General features: G+C 72.0%; 16 protein-coding genes. 9 read left to right on the top strand and 7 right to left on the bottom strand.

Annotated features, from left to right (window positions below; genetic code table 11):
• Positions 1-96: 96 nt before the first annotated feature.
• Positions 97-1,197 (bottom strand): XdhC family protein, encoded by a 1,101-nt coding sequence (locus tag OG736_RS38965; RefSeq protein WP_327186624.1) that lies wholly within the window; start codon positions 1,195-1,197, stop codon positions 97-99.
• 204 nt (positions 1,198-1,401) lie between these two features.
• Here OG736_RS38965 and OG736_RS38970 point away from each other — a divergent pair, with 204 nt between their 5' ends.
• Complete coding sequence (locus OG736_RS38970) at positions 1,402-3,264, top strand: cellulase family glycosylhydrolase (protein ID WP_327186625.1); 1,863 nt, start codon at positions 1,402-1,404, stop codon at positions 3,262-3,264.
• 76 nt (positions 3,265-3,340) lie between these two features.
• Here the strand turns inward: OG736_RS38970 and OG736_RS38975 are convergent, their stop codons facing one another.
• Positions 3,341-4,600, bottom strand: coding sequence for a YncE family protein (locus OG736_RS38975; protein ID WP_327186626.1), 1,260 nt, complete (start codon positions 4,598-4,600; stop codon positions 3,341-3,343).
• 181 nt (positions 4,601-4,781) lie between these two features.
• On the opposite strand from OG736_RS38975, the gene OG736_RS38980 reads away from it, so the two are divergent.
• Positions 4,782-5,444 carry a TetR/AcrR family transcriptional regulator gene (locus OG736_RS38980; protein WP_327186627.1) on the top strand — a complete coding sequence of 221 codons (663 nt, stop codon included), beginning with the start codon at positions 4,782-4,784 and terminating at the stop codon, positions 5,442-5,444.
• Here the strand turns inward: OG736_RS38980 and OG736_RS38985 are convergent.
• Positions 5,441-6,703, bottom strand: a complete 1,263-nt coding sequence (locus OG736_RS38985; RefSeq protein ID WP_327187828.1) for a glycosyltransferase — start codon at positions 6,701-6,703, stop codon at positions 5,441-5,443. The genes OG736_RS38980 and OG736_RS38985 overlap by 4 nt on opposite strands.
• A gap of 208 nt (positions 6,704-6,911) precedes the next feature.
• Between OG736_RS38985 and OG736_RS38990 the strand changes: the two genes are divergently transcribed.
• The gene (locus OG736_RS38990) at positions 6,912-8,870 is read left to right on the top strand and encodes a ricin-type beta-trefoil lectin domain protein (protein WP_327186628.1); all 1,959 of its coding nucleotides are present in this window, start codon (positions 6,912-6,914) and stop codon (positions 8,868-8,870) included.
• A 148-nt stretch (positions 8,871-9,018) separates the two neighbouring features.
• Positions 9,019-9,792 (top strand): hypothetical protein, encoded by a 774-nt coding sequence (locus OG736_RS38995; protein ID WP_327186629.1) that lies wholly within the window; start codon positions 9,019-9,021, stop codon positions 9,790-9,792.
• A 305-nt stretch (positions 9,793-10,097) separates the two neighbouring features.
• Here the strand turns inward: OG736_RS38995 and OG736_RS39000 are convergent, their stop codons facing one another.
• On the bottom strand, positions 10,098-10,463 hold the full coding sequence (locus OG736_RS39000; protein WP_327186630.1) for a nuclear transport factor 2 family protein: 366 nt from the start codon (positions 10,461-10,463) through the stop codon (positions 10,098-10,100).
• A gap of 171 nt (positions 10,464-10,634) precedes the next feature.
• On the opposite strand from OG736_RS39000, the gene OG736_RS39005 reads away from it, so the two are divergent.
• Positions 10,635-10,934, top strand: coding sequence for a hypothetical protein (locus tag OG736_RS39005; protein WP_327186631.1), 300 nt, complete (start codon positions 10,635-10,637; stop codon positions 10,932-10,934).
• A 66-nt stretch (positions 10,935-11,000) separates the two neighbouring features.
• Here OG736_RS39005 and OG736_RS39010 read toward each other — a convergent pair whose 3' ends face one another.
• Complete coding sequence (locus OG736_RS39010) at positions 11,001-12,755, bottom strand: ABC transporter ATP-binding protein (protein WP_327186632.1); 1,755 nt, start codon at positions 12,753-12,755, stop codon at positions 11,001-11,003.
• Between the two features lie 173 nt (positions 12,756-12,928).
• On the opposite strand from OG736_RS39010, the gene OG736_RS39015 reads away from it, so the two are divergent.
• The 3 genes from OG736_RS39015 to OG736_RS39025 all read left to right on the top strand — a co-directional run bounded on the left by OG736_RS39015 (position 12,929) and on the right by OG736_RS39025 (position 15,695).
• Complete coding sequence (locus OG736_RS39015) at positions 12,929-14,014, top strand: S-(hydroxymethyl)mycothiol dehydrogenase (protein ID WP_142267472.1); 1,086 nt, start codon at positions 12,929-12,931, stop codon at positions 14,012-14,014.
• Entirely contained in the window at positions 14,014-14,643 is a 630-nt protein-coding gene (locus OG736_RS39020; protein WP_171401138.1) for an MBL fold metallo-hydrolase, read from the top strand. The genes OG736_RS39015 and OG736_RS39020 overlap by 1 nt, the downstream gene beginning before the upstream one ends.
• 137 nt (positions 14,644-14,780) lie before the next feature.
• The gene (locus OG736_RS39025) at positions 14,781-15,695 is read left to right on the top strand and encodes an SDR family oxidoreductase (protein WP_327186633.1); all 915 of its coding nucleotides are present in this window, start codon (positions 14,781-14,783) and stop codon (positions 15,693-15,695) included.
• A 4-nt stretch (positions 15,696-15,699) separates the two neighbouring features.
• On the opposite strand, the gene OG736_RS39030 is transcribed toward OG736_RS39025, so the two are convergent.
• On the bottom strand, positions 15,700-16,236 hold the full coding sequence (locus OG736_RS39030; protein WP_327186634.1) for a hypothetical protein: 537 nt from the start codon (positions 16,234-16,236) through the stop codon (positions 15,700-15,702).
• A 100-nt stretch (positions 16,237-16,336) separates the two neighbouring features.
• On the opposite strand from OG736_RS39030, the gene OG736_RS39035 reads away from it, so the two are divergent.
• Positions 16,337-17,617 (top strand): MFS transporter, encoded by a 1,281-nt coding sequence (locus tag OG736_RS39035; protein ID WP_327186635.1) that lies wholly within the window; start codon positions 16,337-16,339, stop codon positions 17,615-17,617.
• On the opposite strand, the gene OG736_RS39040 is transcribed toward OG736_RS39035, so the two are convergent.
• Complete coding sequence (locus OG736_RS39040; RefSeq protein ID WP_327186636.1) at positions 17,595-18,983, bottom strand: pyridoxal phosphate-dependent decarboxylase family protein; 1,389 nt, start codon at positions 18,981-18,983, stop codon at positions 17,595-17,597. The two genes, OG736_RS39035 and OG736_RS39040, sit on opposite strands and share 23 nt — an antisense overlap.
• Positions 18,984-19,027 lie beyond the last annotated feature (44 nt).

Raw genomic sequence — 19,027 nt, forward strand, 5'->3', positions numbered from 1 at the left:
GACAGAGGACATGCATGCCTGTCCGTTATGGGCGGGTACCCGGTTCGCGCGCGCCTCACACCTTCTCGCGGAAAACCGGGAAGGCGGCAGGCCCCCTCACTGCGCGCGGTGGATCGCCCCGGCCGTCGCGGTCAGCGGAGCCCCGCTGCCGCCCCAGCGCAGCGCGACGATCTCGGCGGCCACCGACACCGCGACCTCCTCGGGCGTCCGGGCCCCCAGGTCGAGCCCGACCGGTGAGCGCAGCCGGGCCAGCTCGGCGTCCGTGAGGCCGGCCTCGACGAGTCGCGCCCGGCGTTCGTCGTGGGTACGGCGGCTGCCCATCGCCCCGATGTACGCGGCCGGCCGGCGCAGTGCCACCTCCAGCAGCGGCACGTCGAACTTCGGGTCGTGGGTCAGCACGCAGATGGCCGTGCGGCCGTCGGTGTCCGTGTCGCGCAGATACCGGTGCGGCCACTCCACGACCACCTCGACGCCCGGCGGGAAACGCTTCGGGGTGGCGAAGACCGGCCGCGCGTCGCACACCGTGACCCGGTAGCCCAGGAAGTCGCCGATCCGGGCCACGGCGGCCGCGTAGTCGATCGCGCCGAACACCAGCATGCGCGGCGGCGGCGCGAAGGAGTGCAGGAACACCGCGACGGCGTCCTCCCGCCGCTGGCCGCGCGGCCCGTAGTGCCGGACGCCGGTGACGCCGAGGGCCAGCTCGCCGCGCGCGTCGGCCGTGACGGCCGCGTCCAGACCCTCCGTGCCCAGCGTGCCGGAGGTCCGGTCCGGCCAGACGGCGAGGGTGGCCCCGCGTGGCGTGGGGCCGTCGGTCACCGTGGCCACCGTCACCGGCTCGCCCGCGGCGACCGAATCCGCGACGGCGCCGAACGACGGGTCGAGGCCGGGCGTGACAGGACGGACCAGCAGCGTGATCTCGCCGCCGCAGGTCAGTCCCACGGCGAAGGCGTCCTCGTCGCTGTAGCCGAAGGTCTCCAGCCGGGCCGCCCCGTCGGCCACGACCTCCCGGGCCAGCTCGAACACCGCGCCCTCCACGCAGCCCCCGGACACGCTGCCCACGACCTCGTCGTCCGGCCCGACCGCCATCGCCGCGCCCGGATCGCGCGGCGTGCTGCGGCTGACGGCGACCACGGTCGCGAGCCCGAACGGCGCACCGGCCGCATACCACCCGTTCAGCACCGGGAGAATCTCGCGCACGATCGGTTCCCTTCCGGCCGCGACGGCCGAATCGGCCGTCTCCCCTGAACGGTAATCCGCAGCCGTGTCGCCCGCCGGTCCGCACCGCGCGGGACGCCTGGTGAACCGGCGGAGCCGGGTTGCCAACTGGGTTGACGGGGAATGAACTTACTCACGGGTCAGAAGGTATTGACGGTGTCCGGAAATCACCGGACTGTAGTGGACATGCCGAATATCCGGGCACGTCTGCTCGCTGTTCTGGTGGTCCTCTGCGGACTCTGTGGCTTCCTGACGGTGGCGGGCTCCCCGACCGCCGGCGCGGCCACGCTCCCCGACTCCCTCTCCTTCGACGGCACGGCGCTCACCGTGTCGGGCGGCCGCTTCCTCGACGCGAACGGCCGCGAGATCGTACTGCGCGGCTACAACGTCTCCGGCGAGACCAAGCTCGCCGAGAACAAGGGCCTTCCCTTCGCCTCCGTCGCCGACGCCAAGAAGTCCGCCACGGCCCTGCGCGCCCTCGGCGGCGGCAACTCCGTCCGCTTCCTGCTCTCCTGGGCCTACGCCGAACCGGTGCGCGGCCAGGTCGACACCACCTACCTGGCCGCCGTCACCGCACAGATGGGCGCCTTCCTGGACGCGGGCATCCGGGTCTATCCCGACTTCCACCAGGACCTCTACTCCCGCTACCTCTTCAACTCGGGCAGCTGGTACACCGGCGACGGCGCCCCCGCGTGGGCGGTGGCACTCGGCGGCTACCCCGCCGAGTCCTGCGGCATCTGCTTCCTCTGGGGCCAGAACATCACCCAGAACGGCGCGGTGAAGGCCGCCCAGTACGACTTCTGGCACAACAATCACGGTCTCCAGGACTTCTTCCTGGCCACCGCCCAGAAGACCATGGCGTACCTCAAGGCGAACCTCACCACCGAGCAGTTCAACGGTGTCCTGGGCTTCGACCCCTACAACGAGCCCTACGCCGGCACCTACGACTCCGGCCAGAACAGCCGCACCTGGGAACGCGACCTGCTGTGGCCCTTCTACGTGAAGTTCCGGGCCCGGATGGACGCGGCCGGCTGGACCGACAAGCCCGCCTTCGTCGAGCCGAACCTCTTCTGGAACGGCAACGTCAGCAAGGAGGAGGGCGGCCTCCTCGACGCGGGCACGCTCGGTTCCCGCTATGTCTTCAACACCCACTTCTACGACCAGAAGGCCATCTCCGGCGTCCTGATGTGGGGCAACGCGGAGGACGGCCAGTACGTGACCGACTTCGGCACGGTCCGCGACCGGGCGTCGGCGGCCGGGACGACGGCGATCGTCAGCGAGTTCGGCCATCCCCTGAACGGCACGACCGCCGGCAAGGCGCCGACCGTGCTGAAAGCGATGTACCAGGCACTCGACTCCCGGGTGAAGGGCGCCGGTTGGTGGACCACCCCGGCGACCTCGGGTCCGGTCCTGTCCGGTTCGCAGTGGCAGTGGGACATCTACAACGGCCGCCACCACGAGCTGATGAACGGCAACGCCGACAAGGTGCTCACGACCGGTGACGCCTGGAACGACGAGGACCTCTCCGCCGTACGGCTGGACGACAGCGGCACGGCGACCCTCCGTCAGGACGCCCGGCTGCTCGACCGGATCTACCCGAGCGCCACCTCCGGCACCACCGTCGCCTTCACCTACGAGGACCGCTCCCGCGACGGCTCCACCACCCTCACCTGGAATCCGGTCCCCAGCTCCCTGCCCAACACGAAACAGCTCGTCGGCTCCGGCCAGTACGGGCTGCTGGTGTGGCGTTCGAACGGCGGCACGGCACCCACCGAACTGCACCTGCCGGCCTCCTTCCCGACCGCCACGACGACCGTCGTCTCCGACCTCGGCACGGTGTACGCCCCGCCCGCGTACACGACGACCACGAAGATCGCAGCGGCCGCCGAACCGGGCGGCGCGGGCAGCCGGCGCCTCCTGCTCAGCGCGCCGGACTCGGGCACCGTGCACTACGCCCTGGTCACCAACGGGGCGACCGCGCCGTCCGCGACCCTGCTGGCCGCCGCGCGCACGGAGCTGTCGGCGTGGGTGACCCAGAAGGTGGGGTAGCCCCACCGGGCACGACAGCACGACAGCAGGGGTGGGTGGCGGTCACCGCCACCCACCCCTGCTGGCCGAGAAGCCGTCAGCCGGCGCTTGTTCCGCTCCAGTTCGCCGCGACATGGCCGATCCGGACCCGCTGCGGATGGTCGCCCACCGGCACCGACACGACCTTCTGCCCGGTGGCGAAGTCGATCGCCGTGACCTGGTCGGCGCCGCTCTCGGAGATGACACAGCTCCTGCCGTCGCCGCTGACCGTGGCCCAGTAGGGCTTGGAGGCGGTGACCAGCGGGCCCTCCTGGAGGGTCGCGCGGTCGACGACCGTCGCGTAGTCGTCCATCGTGCCGGCCACGCACAGCTTGCTGCCGTCGGGGCTCATCGAGATGCCGTGGTGGCGCGAGTCGTTGACGAAGGTGGTGCGGTCGTCGCTGGTCGCCGGGTTCTTCGGCAGGGTCTTCGTCCGGGTGATGCGGTCCGTGGCGAGGTCGTACTCGAAGAAGCCGTTGAAGAACGAGACCTGGAAGTACAGCTTGGACTCGTCCGGTGAGAAGACCGCCGGACGCACCGCGTCCGAGTAGTCCGTGAGGCCGATCGCGTCCAGTCGCTGCCGCATGTCGATGACCCTGACCTGCTGGTACGTGGTCGCGTCGACGACGGTGATGCGCCGGTCGCCCTTCGTGAAGTCCTGCCACGGGGCGTCCTGCGAGGTGTTCACGTCGCCGATCGACATGTTGTAGATGTACTTGCCGTCCTTGGTGAAGATGTTCTCGTGCGGCTTGTCGCCGGTCTTGAACGAGCCCAGCTGCCTGCCGGTGCCGATGTCCAGGACGTGCACGGTGTTCGAGATCGACGCGGAGACCGCGACCCGGGTGCCGTCGGGCGAGACGGCCATGTGGTCGGAACGGTAACCGGACACCGGGAAGCGCCAGTTGATGCTCCCGGTGGCCAGGTCGATGGAGACGACGTCGGCGAAGCTGGGCCGGGAGACGACCACCGAGGCGCCGTCCGGCGTGGTGTACATGTCGTCGACGAACTGGTCGTGGCCCTCGCCGACACCGTTGCGGATGGCCTGGAAGTAGATCCACTTGATCGGGTCGGAGTTGATCTCCGCCATCCGGGCGCTCTTGTCGGGGATCACGTTGATCCGGCCGACCTTGGCGAAGTCACCGCTGGACCTGATGACGTCCGCCGTGCCCTCCCAGTTGTTGCCGACGAAGAGCACCTCGCGCAGCGCGGCGGCGGTCGGGGCGTCGGAGACGGCGGTGGCGGCGGTGGCGGGGGCGGTGACGGTCAGGACGAGGGCGGCGGCTACGGAGCAAAGGTGCCTGGATCTGAAGGCAGGCATGGCTGCTCTCTCCTCTGGGGGGTGGAGGCGTGGGGGCAGGGCGGAACAGGGTCGCCCAATCTGAACACGGAGGCATTCAGACTTTACTTACTGGAAAGTAAGGAAGGGGGGCCCTTCGCCACAAGACTCCGTACACGACAAAATTGGCGGCGGGGGAGCACGGAACGACGAGGGAGGGTCAGTGGCGGGCAGGCTCAGGGCGCCGACCGGCCGTTACGGTGGCAAGACCGCCGAACAGCGGCAGGCCGAGCGGCGTGGGAGATTCCTGGCGGCGGCGCTGCAGCTGTTCGGGGACATTCCGGGCTACCGCGGCACCACGGTCGCGTCGCTCAGCGAGGCGGCCGGTCTGTCGACCCGCCAGTTCTACGAGGAGTTCCGCACCCTCGAGGACGTCCTGGCCGCGCTGCACCTCCAGGTCAACGACTGGGCCGAGGAGGCTGTCCTGGTCGCCTTCGCCGCCGCCCAGGACATGCCGCTCCTGGAGCGGGTCACCGCGATCTTCCGCGCCTACGCGGCCGACGTGACCTCCGACCCGCGCCGCATCCGGATCACCTTCGTGGAGATCGTCGGGGTCAGCCCCCGGCTGGAGGAACAGCGACTGGCCCGCCGCGCCCGCTGGGTCGACCTCATCTGCGCCGAGGCGACGGCAGCCGCCGCCCGCGGCGAGGCGGCCCCCCGCGACTACCGCCTCGCGGCGACGGCCTTCATCGGCAGTGTCAACGGCCTCCTCCACGACTGGAGTGCCGGGTGGGTGGACGCGACCCTGGACGAGGTGGTCGACGAACTGGTGCGCCAACTGCTGGGGATCCTGCGGCCGCCGGGGTGGGCGCCCGAGCGGGCCTAGCCGCTCCCGCCCGGCCGGCCGGACGGCCCGGGTGACAGCCGCCCCACGGCCTCCACGACCCGTCCCACCCCGTCCTCCGCGCGCACCCGGGTCCCCAACTCCCCGGCCCGTTCGCGGAAGCCGGGCTCCCGGGTGACCCGCAGGAGCGCGGCGGTCAGGCTCTCAGCCGTCAGCCGGCGCAGGGGCACCGCGTTCGGCGCCACGCCGAGGTGGACCAGGCGGTCGGCCCAGAAGGTCTCGTCGAACTGGATCGGCACCGGTACGGCAGGGACCCCGGCCCGTACGCCCGCCGCCGTCGTCCCCGCCCCGCAGTGGTGGACCACCGCGGCCGTCTCCGGGAACAGCAGCGAGTGCGGGACGTCGTCGACGGTCAGCATGTCGTCGCCGTCGGCCGCGAGGCCCGCCCAGCCGCGCTGGATCACCCCGCGCAGTCCCGCCCGCCGCAGCGCCCGGACGATCTCGGCGCTCAGCCGCCGCGGATCGGGCACGGTCGCGCTGCCCAGCCCGACGAAGACCGGCGGCGGCCCGGCGTCGAGGAACTCCCGCAGGGCGGGCGGGAGTCGGCTTTCCCGGTCGTACGGCCACCAGTACCCGGTCACGTCCAGCTCCGCCCGCCAGTCGTGGGGCCGGGGCACCACCAGGGGGCTGAAACCGTGCAGGACCGGCCAGCCGTGCCGGGCCCGGCCGCGCAGACCGGTGCCGGGACGGCGTACGGCGGGCAGCCCCAGCCGGGCCCGTACCGCCGGCACGACCGGCGCGAAGATCTGCTCGACGGCCACCCCGACCCCGTGCCCGGCGAGCCGGTTGCCGACCGCTCCCCATGAGCCGCCGCCCAACATCGGCGGCGCGAACTCCCTGGTGGGGGCGACGGGTTGGAGGTAGAGGCCGAGGCTCGGCAGGGACAGACCCGCGGCGATGGTGTGCCCCAGCGGCGCCACCGAGGCGGACAGCAGCAGGACGTCGCTGGCGTGCGCGGCGGTCAGGAGGTCGTCTGTCATCCGCCCCACCAGCGACCGCGCCATCCGGGCCATCCGCAGCAGCTTGCCCGGACCGGTGGTGCTGCGGTGCAGCCCCCGGCCCCGCTCGGACTCCAGTTCCGCCCGCGGATCCACCGGCAGCGCGTGGAAGTCCACCCCCGAGCCGGCCACCAACGGCGCGAACCGCGCGTGCGTGACCAGGGTGACCTCGTGTCCCGCCCGCACCAGCCCATGGCCCAGCCCCGTGAAGGGGGCCACGTCACCCCGGGAACCCGCCGTCATGATCGCCACTCGCACGACGGACAGTATGGGGGCGGGGTGCGGGGTCCGGGGTGAACGACCCTGCGAAAGTGGCCACTTCATCGTTGAGAGCGGTCACATCACTTCTGTCGCAGCCGTTGACTTCACTCTCCGGCGGTTCTACTTTCGGCGCGCAACGCGTTCGGTTTGCCGACCCTTGTTCGATATTTCGAAGCTTGGAGCCGCCCGTATGTTTCCCCCACCCCCCGCGCACCCGGCCCGGCGCTGGAGATCAGCCGCCGCCCGGGTACTCGCCCTGCTGCTGACGGTGACCGCCGCCCTGGTGTTCGCCCAGCCCGGCCCGGCCCAGGCCGCGACCTCGCGGCAGATCGCCGTGCCCACCGCCCCGATGGGCTGGGCCTCCTGGAACAGCTTCGCCGCGAAGATCGACTACAACGTCATCAAGCAGCAGGTCGACGCGTTCGTCGCCGCGGGACTGCCGGCGGCCGGATACAAGTACATCAACATCGACGAGGGCTGGTGGCAGGGCACCCGCGACAGCGGGGGCAACATCACCGTCGACGAGTCCGAGTGGCCCGGCGGCATGAGCGCCATCGCCGACTACATCCACGGCAAGGGCCTCAAGGCCGGCATCTACACGGACGCCGGCAAGGACGGCTGCGGCTACTACTACCCGACCGGCCGGCCGGCCGCCCCGGGCAGCGGCAGCGAGGGCCACTACGACCAGGACATGCTCCAGTTCTCGCAGTGGGGCTTCGACTTCGTGAAGGTCGACTGGTGCGGCGGTGACGCCGAGGGCCTCGACGCGGCGACGGCGTACACCGCGATCAGCGGCGCCGTCACGAAGGCGACGGCCGCGACCGGCCGCCCGCTCACCCTCTCCATCTGCAACTGGGGCTACCAGAACACCTGGAACTGGGCCCCCGGCCTCGCCCCGATGTTCCGGACCAGCACCGACATCATCTACTACGGCAACAACCCGTCGATGACGAACCTGCTGTCCAACTTCGACCAGGGCCTGCACCCCACCTCCCAGCACACCGGGTACTACAACGACCCGGACATGCTGATGGTCGGCATGACCGGCTTCACCGCCGCCCAGAACCGCACCCACATGAACTTGTGGGCGGTCTCCGGCGCCCCGCTCCTCGCCGGCAACGACCTGACCACGATGACCACGGAGACGGCGAACATCCTCAAGAACCCCGAGGTCATCGCCGTCGACCAGGACGCGCGCGGCCTCCAGGGCGTCAAGGTCGCCGAGGACACCTCCGGGGCACAGGTGTACGGCAAGGTCCTCGCCGGCAGCGGCAAGCGTGCCGTCGTCCTGCTCAACCGCACCTCCGCCGCCCAGAACATCACCGTCCGCTGGTCCGACCTGGGTCTGACCAACGCCTCCGCCACCGTCCGTGACCTGTGGGCCCGCGCCGACGTCGGCTCGTACTCCACGAGCTACACGGCGAGCGTCCCGGCGGGCGGCTCGGTCATGCTCACCGTCACCGGCGGCACCGAGGCGTCGGGCAGCACGTACACCGGCACGTCGAGCTTCTCCGGTGTGGTCGCCGGGAGCACCGGCCTGAAGGTCGTCGACGTCGCCTACACCAACACGGCCTCCACCGCCCGTACCGCGACGCTGAAGGTCAACGGCCAGACCGCGACGACGGTCTCCTTCCCGCCGACGGGCTCCGCGCAGGGCACCGTCTCCCTCCAGGTGGCCCTGTCGAAGGGCTCGTCCAACACACTCGCCTTCACGGGCGCCCCGACCCTCGCCGACATCACGGTCAAGCCCCTCGCCGGCGCGAACGGCACCCTCGTCGTCGGCAAACAGTCCGGCCGCTGCCTGGACCTGTACAACAGCACGATCACCAACGGCACCCAGGCCGAGCTGTGGGACTGCAACGGCGGCTCCAACCAGGCCTGGACGTACACCTCCCGCAAGGAACTCGTGGTGTACGGGAACAAGTGCCTGGACGCCTACAACCTCGGTACCACCAACGGCACCAAGGTCGTCATCTGGGACTGCAACGGCCAGAACAACCAGAAGTGGAACGTCAACAGCGACGGCACGATCACCAACGTCAACGCGGGGCTGTGCCTCGACGCCAACGGGGCGGGTACGGCCAACCGGACCCCGATCGTGCTCTGGACCTGCGGCACCGCCGACAACCAGAAGTGGACGCTGACCTGACCCTGTGGACCGGAGCCCCGACCCCCGGGTCGGGGCCCCGCCACCCCCCGGGCAGAGGCGTCCGAGCACCGGTGTCGGGGAACCGGCCGGGCGTTTCCCGTGTCTGTCGACATGCCGGACCAGTCGACGTGCGGGACCAGGGGGGACCATGTCGGACACCAGCGAGGCCGAGCCGGCCGGGAGCGGGGGCGGGCGGGTCCGGCGCGCGGTGTTCCGCCTCGTCATGGCCGCCCTGATCCTGCTGCTCGCCGGACGCACCTACCAGGAGACGGCCGTGGCGCTCGCCCGGGCGGACGGATCCCTGCACACCGCCGAGGCGAGCGTGACGGGGCTGACCTCGCACACGGTCTCCGGGTACTCGGGCGGCGGCCAGGCCGGCGGCAGCGGCACGTACTTCACCCACACCGAGTACACCGTCCGACTCGCCCTGGGCGAAGGGCGGAAGAGGGTCGACAAGGTCGCGGACCAGGTCGGGCACGACCTCTGGGAGGGCAAGCGGGTCGTGCTCGGCCTGTGGCACGGCCGGGTCGTGGAGATCGACGGCCAGGACGTCTGGCCCGGCTGGCACTTCGGGACGCTGGACGTGACGCTGATCGTGCTCACCCCGCTGACGACGGCCTATCTGATCTCGCTCGCCGTGTCCGCCGCCGCATTCCTGGCGGCCAGGACGGGCCGGGTCCGGGCGAGCCGCGACGACCGCTTCGGGCCGTGTGCGCTGGGGGCGGCGGTCGGCATGGCGGCGCTGCTCGCGCTCCTCGTCAACGCGGCCTTCGGGAACATCCTCCCGTACTGGCCGGCCGTTCCCGTCTGCGCCGGCACGGCGGTGGCACTGGCGAGGCTGAGCGCGGTGATCCGGCGCCTCGGGCGAATCGCCGCCGAGGACACCCCGGCGGGCACCGGAAGCGCGTCCGCGCGGGTCTGAGGCCGGCTGTGCCGCGGCGGGTGGCGGTCGTCGAGGCCGGCTCTGCTGCGGCGGGCGGCGTGTGCCGGTACGGCGTCACCGGCGCCGGCCGCACCGGGTGCGAACGGCGGGCGGTGTCGGACGATGCGGGCGGGACCGCACGGCTCGCAGCGCCGTCCGCAGTACAGCCACGGACACGCGCCGACCCGCTGCGGAGGCCGGTACCGGCAGCGCAGACCGGGCGGGACGCGACCGGCCCCGTACAGCCCGCACCGAGAAGGTCCAGGTCAGCCGGGAGGTGACCTGGACCCCTGCGGTCTTCCTGCCTACTCGTCCCATGCCTGGATCATGGTCTGCTCGACGATCTTGCCGTCCCGCAACGTGATCATCGACTCGGCGAGGACGCGCACGCCGTCCGAGTACCGACACGACTCGCTGAAGGCGGCACGGTCGCCCTGGACGATGCACTCCTCGAGCTTATGGGTCATGTCCCGGCTGTAGACGTCCTCCAGCATCCGGCCGATCTCGTCCCGCCCGTGCAGCACTTTGGGTTGGCTGGGCTGGGAGTTGTGGTCGATGACGCGTATCTCCGCGTCGTCGGCGTAGAGCGACAGCAAAGCCGTCGCGGTGTTGCCCTCCACGCCCCTGCGCAGGGTCTCGGTGTCGAAGGCGGAGCCTGCCGCGGTGCCCATGGTGACCTCCTCGGAGGGCCGCGGCCGAGGGGAGGTCGGGCCGCCCGACCCTCACCTTCGAGGCTCCTCCGGCAGGCCGGGCTCGGCAAGCGCAGCCGGTCACCTCCGCCTGTCGGGTGAGCGCCGGCGCCCACCCGTGTCCGCGAGGGCACCGGTGGCGTTGCTGTAGGCATGATCTCCACTCGACGCATCGCCGCTCTCGCCGCTCTCGCCGCCGGGGTCACAGGCCTCGCGGCGCCCATGGCGAGCGCGGCCGAAGCCCCGGCCGGCGGCAAAATCAACCCGATGACCGCGCTGGACTCACTCGCCGCGAGCCAGATTCCCGCGGAGTACCGGGCCGACCTCCCGCCGGTCTCCACGCAGCTGCGTGAGCTCGGCAAGGTGAACCAGCTGGAGAACCTGAGCGAGCTGCACCAGATCACCGACCTCGCCGCTCCCGTGGCCGGGCTGCTGCCCGCCATCGACGTCTGAGCTCTCGTCCTTCCCCGACGGGGCCGTCCGGACGACCGGACGGCCCCCAGGCGCGTCCGGGCCCGCTCACTCGACCGTCGCCAGGAACTGCGTCGCCGCCAGCTCCGCGTAGAGCGGGTCGCCCGCCACCAGCTCACGGTGCGTTCCCACGGCGCGTACCCGGCCCGCGTCCATGACGACGATCCGGTCGGCCATGGTGACCGTCGACAACCGGTGCGCGACGACGAGGACGGTGGTCGTCCGGGCGACATCGGCGACGGTGTCGCGCAGCGCCGCCTCGTTCACCGCGTCCAACTGGGAGGTCGCCTCGTCCAGGAGGAGAAGCCTCGGGCGGCGCAGCAGCGCGCGGGCGATGGCCACCCGCTGCCGCTCGCCGCCGGACAGCTTCGTCCCGCGATGCCCGACCAGGGTGTCCAGCCCTTGCGGCAGCCGTTCGACCAGGCCCTCCAGCCGGGTCGTCTTCAGCACGCCCCGCACGGCGTCGTCGTCCGCCGACGGGTTCCCCAGCAGCAGGTTGTCGCGCAGCGAGCCCGACAGCACGGGCGCGTCCTGCTCGACGTAGCCGATGGAGGAGCGCAGCCGGGACAGGTCCCAGTCCGCGAGGTCGCGCCCGTCGAGGGCGATCGTGCCGGACTCCGGGTCGTAGAACCGCTCGATGAGCGAGAACACCGTGGTCTTGCCCGCGCCCGAAGGGCCGACGAACGCGGTCATGCCCCGGGCCGGCACGGTGAACGTCACCCCGTGGTGGACGTACGGCAGGTCGTCGGCGTACCGGAACCGGACGTCGGTGAAGCCCAGCGAGGCCGGTTCGGCGGCGTGCGAGGGCAGCGGCTCGGGCCGGGACGCCGGCTCGGCGGGCAGCCGCAGGGCCTCCTGGATGCGGCTCAGGGCCGCCGAACCCGTCTGGTACTGGGTGATCGCGCCGACGACCTGCTGGATCGGCGACATGAGATAGAAGACGTACAGCAGGAACGCCACCAGCGTGCCGATCTCGATGGCGCCCGTCGCGACCCGCGCCCCGCCCACCGCGAGGACGGTGATGAAGGCCGTCTGCATCGCCAGGCCGGCCGTGTTGCCCGCGGCCGCCGACCACTTGGCGGCCCGCACGCTCTGCCGCCAGGACTCCTCGGCCGCCGCGTGCAGCGTCTCCTCCTCACGGTGCTCGGCGCCCGACGCCTTCACCGTGCGCAGCGCGCCGAGCACCCGCTCCAGCGAGGCGCCCATCACGCCGACCGCGTCCTGCGCCCGGCGGCTCGCCCGGTTGATCCGCGGCACGATCACGCCCAGGACCGTCCCCGCACAGACGATCACGGCCAGCGTGACCCCCAGCAGCACCGGGTCCACCAGGCCCATCATCACGACCGTGGCGGCCAGCGTGAGCCCGCCGGTGCCGAGGCCCACCAGCGAGTCGGTGGTCACCTCGCGCAGCAGCGTCGTGTCGGAGGTGATCCGGGCCATGAGATCGCCGGGCTCGCTCCGGTCGACCGCCGTGATCCGCAGCCGCAGCAGATATGAGGAGAGCGCCCGCCGCGCGCCGAGCACCACCGACTCCGCGGTGCGCCGCAGCACGAACGAACCCAGCGCGCCCACCGCCGAGTTGGCGACGACCAGTGCCGTCAGCGCGAGCAACGCGCCCGATATCGAACGGTCCTGGCCCAGATCGTCGATCAACTTCCTTGCCACCAGAGGCAGGAGCAACCCGGTGGCGCCGGTGACCAGGGACAGCGCCGCACCCGCCAGCAGGGACCGGCGATGTGGCCGTACGTAGTCGAGCAACAGCCGCCACGGGGGCCGGTCGCCGGCGGTCTCTGCGATGGTCACGGGGCTCCTCGGGAGGTGGGGTCGCAGGCCTCAGGCTACGTCGGCCGCCGCGCGGTGCGGCCGGGAAGGGCGTGTTCAGGGCGGGCGTCGGCCCTGCCGCCCGTGCCCTTACCGATCAGTCACGCGTAGGGTCGGCAGCGGGACGGATGACCGCCGACGAAAGGGGCAGCACCATGCCGCAGGAAGTGCGCGCAGTGATCGCGCCGGGGAAGAACGAGCCGGTACGGGTGGAGACGATCGTGATCCCCGACCCCGGTCCCGGCGAGGCCGTGGTGCAGGTGCAGGCCTGCGGGGTCTGCCATACCGACCTGCACTACAAGCAGGGCGGGATCAACGACGAGTTCCCCTTCCTGCTCGGTCATGAGGCGGCGGGTGTGGTGGAGTCGGTCGGCGAGGGCGTCACCGACGTCGCTCCCGGCGACTTCGTCATCCTGAACTGGCGTGCGGTGTGCGGGCAGTGCCGGGCGTGTCTGCGCGGCAGGCCCTGGTACTGCTTCGACACCCACAACGCCAAGCAGCGGATGACCCTGACCGACGGCACCGAGCTGTCCCCGGCGCTGGGCATCGGGGCGTTCGCCGAGAAGACCCTGGTGGCGGCCGGGCAGTGCACGAAGGTCGACGCGTCGGTGTCGGCGGCCGTGGCGGGGCTGCTGGGATGCGGGGTGATGGCGGGCATCGGCGCGGCGATCAACACCGGCAACGTGGGCCGCGGCGACACGGTCGCCGTGATCGGCTGCGGCGGTGTCGGCGACGCGGCCATCGCCGGGTCGAACCTGGCCGGCGCCGCGAAGATCATCGCCGTCGACATCGACGACCGCAAACTCGAGACCGCCCGCAAGATGGGCGCCACGCACACGGTCAACTCCAAGGAGACCGACCCCGTCGAGGCGATCCGCGAGCTGACCGGCGGCTTCGGCGCGGACGTGGTGATCGAGGCCGTCGGCCGTCCGGAGACCTACAAGCAGGCCTTCTACGGCCGTGACCTCGCCGGCACGGTCGTCCTGGTCGGCGTGCCGACGCCGGAGATGAAACTCGAGCTGCCCCTGCTGGACGTCTTCGGGCGCGGCGGGGCACTGAAGTCGTCCTGGTACGGCGACTGTCTGCCCTCCCGTGACTTCCCGATGCTGATCGACCTGCATCTGCAAGGCCGCCTGGATCTGGGGGCGTTCGTGACCGAGACCATCCGACTCGACGAGGTGGAGCAGGCGTTCGAGCGGATGCACCACGGAGACGTCCTTCGCTCGGTGGTGGTGCTGTGATGGCCGCGCGCATCGAACGCCTCGTCACCTCGGGCCAATTCAGCCTCGACGGCGGGACCTGGGACGTCGACAACAACGTGTGGATCGTCGGCGACGACCACGAGGCGATCGTCATCGACGCCGCGCACGACGCCGACGCCATCCTGGCCGCCGTGGGCGACCGCCGGCTGACGGCCATCGTGTGCACCCACGCCCACAACGACCACGTCTCCGCCGCGCCCGCCCTCGCCGACGCGACCGGCGCCACGATCTGGCTGCACCCCGACGACCTGCCGCTGTGGAAGCTCACCCACCCGGACCGCGAGCCCGACGCCCACCTGGCCGACGGCCAGGTCATCGAGGCCGCCGGCACCGACCTCACCGTCCTGCACACCCCCGGGCACGCGCCCGGCGCGGTCTGCCTCCACGACCCCGGCCTCGGGGTGCTCTTCACCGGCGACACCCTCTTCCAGGGCGGACCGGGAGCCACCGGTCGTTCCTACTCCCACTTCCCGACGATCATCACCTCCATCAGGGACCGGCTGCTCGCGCTGCCGCCCGAGACGAAGGTGCTGACCGGTCACGGCGACACGACGACCATCGGCGCGGAGGCCCCGCATCTGGAGGAGTGGATCGCCCGGGGGCACTGAGAGCGACCGCGGCCCGCGCCCGACCGGGTGACCCGGCGGGGAAAAGCCGACAGGAGATGTCCGGCTTCCGCGCGATCCTCGATCACGCCATCGATCCTCGATGACGACACCGACGGAACACGCGCAGGAGGTCGGACATGTCCGGTCCGCTGGAAGGCAAGGTCGCCCTGGTCGCCGGGGCGACACGGGGTGCGGGACGCGGCATCGCCGTGGAACTGGGGGCGGCCGGTGCCACCGTCTACGTGACGGGACGCACCACCCGCGCCCGGCGCTCCGAGAGCGACCGCCCCGAGACGATCGAGGACACCGCAGACCTGGTCACCGAGGCGGGCGGCCACGGCATCGCCGTGCCCACCGACCACCTCGACCCGGGCCAGGTCCGCGCCCTCGTCGACCGGGTCGCGGACGAGCAGGGCCGCCTCGACGTCCTCGTCAACGACATCTGGGGCGCCGAGCACCTCTTCGCCTGGGACACCCCGGTCTGGGAGCACGACCTGGACAACGGGCTCCGGCTGCTCCGGCTCGCCGTCGAGACCCACGCGATCACCAGCCACCACGCGCTGCCGCTGCTGCTGCGCCGGCCCGGCGGACTGGTCGTCGAGATGACCGACGGCACCACCGAGTACAACCGTGACACCTATCGCGTGAACTTCTTCTACGACCTCGCCAAGACATCCGTCCTGCGCATGGCCTTCGCCCTCGGCCACGAACTCGGGCCGCGCGGCGCCACCGCCCTCGCGCTCACCCCCGGCTGGCTGCGGTCGGAGCTGATGCTCGAGAACTTCGGTGTACGCGAGGACAACTGGCGCGACGCCCTGGACCGCGTCCCCCACTTCGCCATCTCGGAGACACCCCGCTACGTCGGCCGGGCGGTCGCCGCCCTGGCCGCCGATCCCGACGTGGCCCGCTTCAACGGGCGGTCCCTGTCCAGCGGGGGCCTCGCCCCGGTGTACGGCTTCACCGACCTGGACGGCAGCCGCCCGGACGCCTGGCGCTACATGGTCGAGGTGCAGGACCCCGGGAAGGCGGCGGACACCACCGGCTACCGCTGAGCACTCAGGCGTCGGAGAGCGGAGCGGTCGCCCAGCGCGCCGGGTGCCCCGGCGGCAGGGCGAGATCCTCGCGTACGGCCGCGTAGTAGCCCTCGCGGCCGGCCCGCTGCCGCTCCAGCAGCTCCTGCCAGGCCTGCGGGTCGTGCGTCCCCTCGCGCATGAACCGTTCCATGTCCATCACCGTGGTCACCCACACCCGCGCCCGCTCCACCACCTCCCGGCTGCCCAGCATGATCAGGGCCTCTCCGGCCGGGTCGCGTCCGTCGGTCGCCTCCGCGAGCAGCGGCTCGGCCTGGGCGGGGGACAGGGGGTGCGGGTGCGGGTCGTTGCCGAGGTGGGAGGCGACGCGGTAGGTCAGGTTCACCGACTTCTTCAGCGCCCGCGCGTACTCGCCGTACACGCTCAGCCGCCGTTCCTCCCACCGGGCCGCCGTCTCGCGCCGGAACCTGGCCCCGTCGCTGCGCACGATCGCCAGATACGAGCCGAGGGCGCCGACCACGACGCCTATGAGAGCGGGGAGTTGCTGAAGGAAGGCGGACATCTCCGCACGATCTCCGTCCTGTTGACGTGGTAGAGGCGCTTAACGGCCCGTGCAGATCTTTTCACTTGTCCGACCGGAGAACGTCGGGCAGCGTGCAACCGTGCACACCCCCACCGAGCCGACCGCCTCACCCTGGCGCGTCCGCGACTTCCGCGTCCTGTTCTCGGCCACCGCGCTGAGCCAACTCGGCACGAACGTGAGCTATGTCGCCGTACCCCTCGTCGCGGTGACCGCGCTCGACGCCAGTCCCGGACAGGTCGGTGCCCTGGCCGCGCTGAGCACGGTCGCGTTCCTGTTCATCGGGCTGCCGGCCGGGGTCTGGGTGGACCGGATGCGGCACGGCCGCATCCTGATCGGCGCGGACCTGGGCAGGGCCCTGCTGTTCTCCTCCGTGCCCGTCGCCTGGTGGTCCGGCACGCTCACCCTCGCCCACCTGTACGCGGTGGTCCTGCTCAACGGATGCGCGACCGTGTTCTTCGACGTCGGCTCGCAGAGCGTGCTGCCCCGACTGGTCGACCGCGCCGCCCTGGTGCGGGCCAACACGGCCGTCGTGAGCCTGCAGGCCGTGGGCAACATCGCGGGACGCGGCGCGGGCGGCGGACTCGTCCAACTGCTCACCGCACCCGTGGCCGTGCTCTGCGCGGCCGGCGCCTACCTGGTCTCCGCGCTCCAGCTCTGCGCACTGCGGCCGGGCGACGAACCGCCGCGCCCGGCGCCCGAGAGCCGACTGGGCGCCCAGATCGCGGAGGGCGTACGGCACGTCCTCGGCGACCGGGAGCTGCGGGCGCTCGCGCTCACGGCCGCCCTCAGCAACTTCGGCTCGCAGATCGTCACCACCATGCTGCCGATCCTGTTCGTCCGTGAACTCGACCTTCCCGCAGGCGCGTTGGGTCTGTTCTGGGGGGCGGGCGGGCTCGGGCTGCTGCTCGGCGCGTGGTGCGCCCGCCCGCTGGCGGCACGCCTCGGACACGGCCGGGCACTGGGCCTCACCGGCCTGGCCCTGGCACCCGCGGCCCTGCTCGTGCCCCTGGTCGGACGAGGGCCCTGGCTGTGGATCGCGGGGGCGGCCTGGGTGCTGACGCTGCTCAAGACCGGCGTGGACAACGTCCTCGGCGTGAGCCTGCGCCAGCGGATGACCCCGGACGCCCTCCTGGGCCGGATGAACGCCACCTTCCGGTTCCTCCTGACCGGGGCGCTGGCCGTGGGCGCCGCCGTCTCCGGCCTCATCGGCGAACTGGCCGGAGTGCGGGCCACCCTCTGGGTGGGCGGCGCGCTGCTGGCGGTGAACTTCCTGCCCGTCTTCCTCTCCCCGGTCCGCTCCCGCCGCGAACTCCCGCACCAGCGGGCCACGGTGCCGATCAGCCGCAAAGTGCCGCGGTGAGCGCCTTCAGCACCCGCTCCCCGTCCGCCGGCGACGTACGCCAGTTGCTGAACGCGGCCCGCAGCGCCGGCACCCCGCCGTACACCGTCGGCGTCAGGAACGCCTCCCCGGACGCGGCCACGGCCTCCGCGAGCGCGCCGACCCGCTCCTGCGTCGGGTCGTCGGCGAGGGTGAAGCAGACGACGTTCAGCCGCACCGGGGCCAGCAGTCGGAGCCCGTCCAGCGCGGCGATCCCCGCACCGAGCCGGGCCGCGAGGTCTACGTTCCGCTCGACGATCTCACGGTGCCCGGCCCGCCCGTAGGCCACCAGCGAGAACCAGGCCGGCAGTGCCCGCAGCCGCCGCGAGTTCTCCGGTGTGAGGTGGACGAAGTCGGGCTCGCCGGTGGGCAGTCCGAGATACGGCGAGGCGTTGTGGAAGACCCGTACCTGGAGGTCGCGGCGGCGGGTGAACTGCACGGCCGCGTCATACGGCACGTTGAGCCACTTGTGCAGGTCCACACAGACCGAGTCGGCCAGGTCGAGCCCGTCCACGAGGTGCGCGTACGCGGGGGAGAGGGCGGCGAAACCGCCGAACGCCGCGTCCACGTGCAGCCAGAAGTCGTACCGCTCCTTCAGGGCCGCGATCGCGCGCAGATCGTCGAAGTCGACCGTGTTGACGGTGCCCGAGTTGGCCACGACGACCGTCGGCCGTCCGTCCCGCGCGGCCAGCGCCGTCTCGAGCGCGTCGACGTCGACGGCCTCCCGGCCGTCGAGCACGGGCACCTTCCGCAGCCGGTCCCGGCCGATGCCCAGCACCGAGAGCGCCTTGGCGACACTGGAGTGCGGGCTGCCCGAGAGCACCTCCACGGGCCCCAGCGCGGCCGCGCCCTCCCGCGACACGTCCACCCCCGACCGTTCGCCCAGCCACTCACGGGCGACGGCGAGACCGACGGTGGTGGAGACCGTCGCGCCCGTCACGAACGCCCCGCTGTGGGCCTCACCCAGCCCGAACAGCTCACGCAGCCAGGTCACCGTCTCCCGCTCCAGCGCCGCCGCCCACGAGCCGCCCGCCCCGGAGACGTTCTGGTCGTACGCGCCGGTCAGCCAGTCCCCGGCGACCGACGCGGGCGTCGCCCCGCCCGTGACGAAGCCGAGGTAGCGCGGCCCGGCCGAGCCGGAGAACCCGGGCGCCCAGTGCTCGGCGAACCGCGCGAGAGCGCCCTCGGCCCCGGTTCCCTCGTCGGGCAGTTCCACCCGGTCGGGCGCCCGGTCGAGGCGGACCACCGGCCGCTCCGCCAGGCCGGTCACCTCACGGACGGCGAAGTCACGGGCGGACTGGAGGAGGTCGGGAAGCCGGGAAAGATCGTCGGCGAGAGTGCGATGCATACGGCGAGCCTAGGACGGGGCACCGGACGGCGACTGGTCCACCT

The organism is Streptomyces sp. NBC_01334 (assembly GCF_035983595.1).
In the GTDB taxonomy this organism is placed as follows: Bacteria; Actinomycetota; Actinomycetes; order Streptomycetales; family Streptomycetaceae; genus Streptomyces; species Streptomyces coriariae.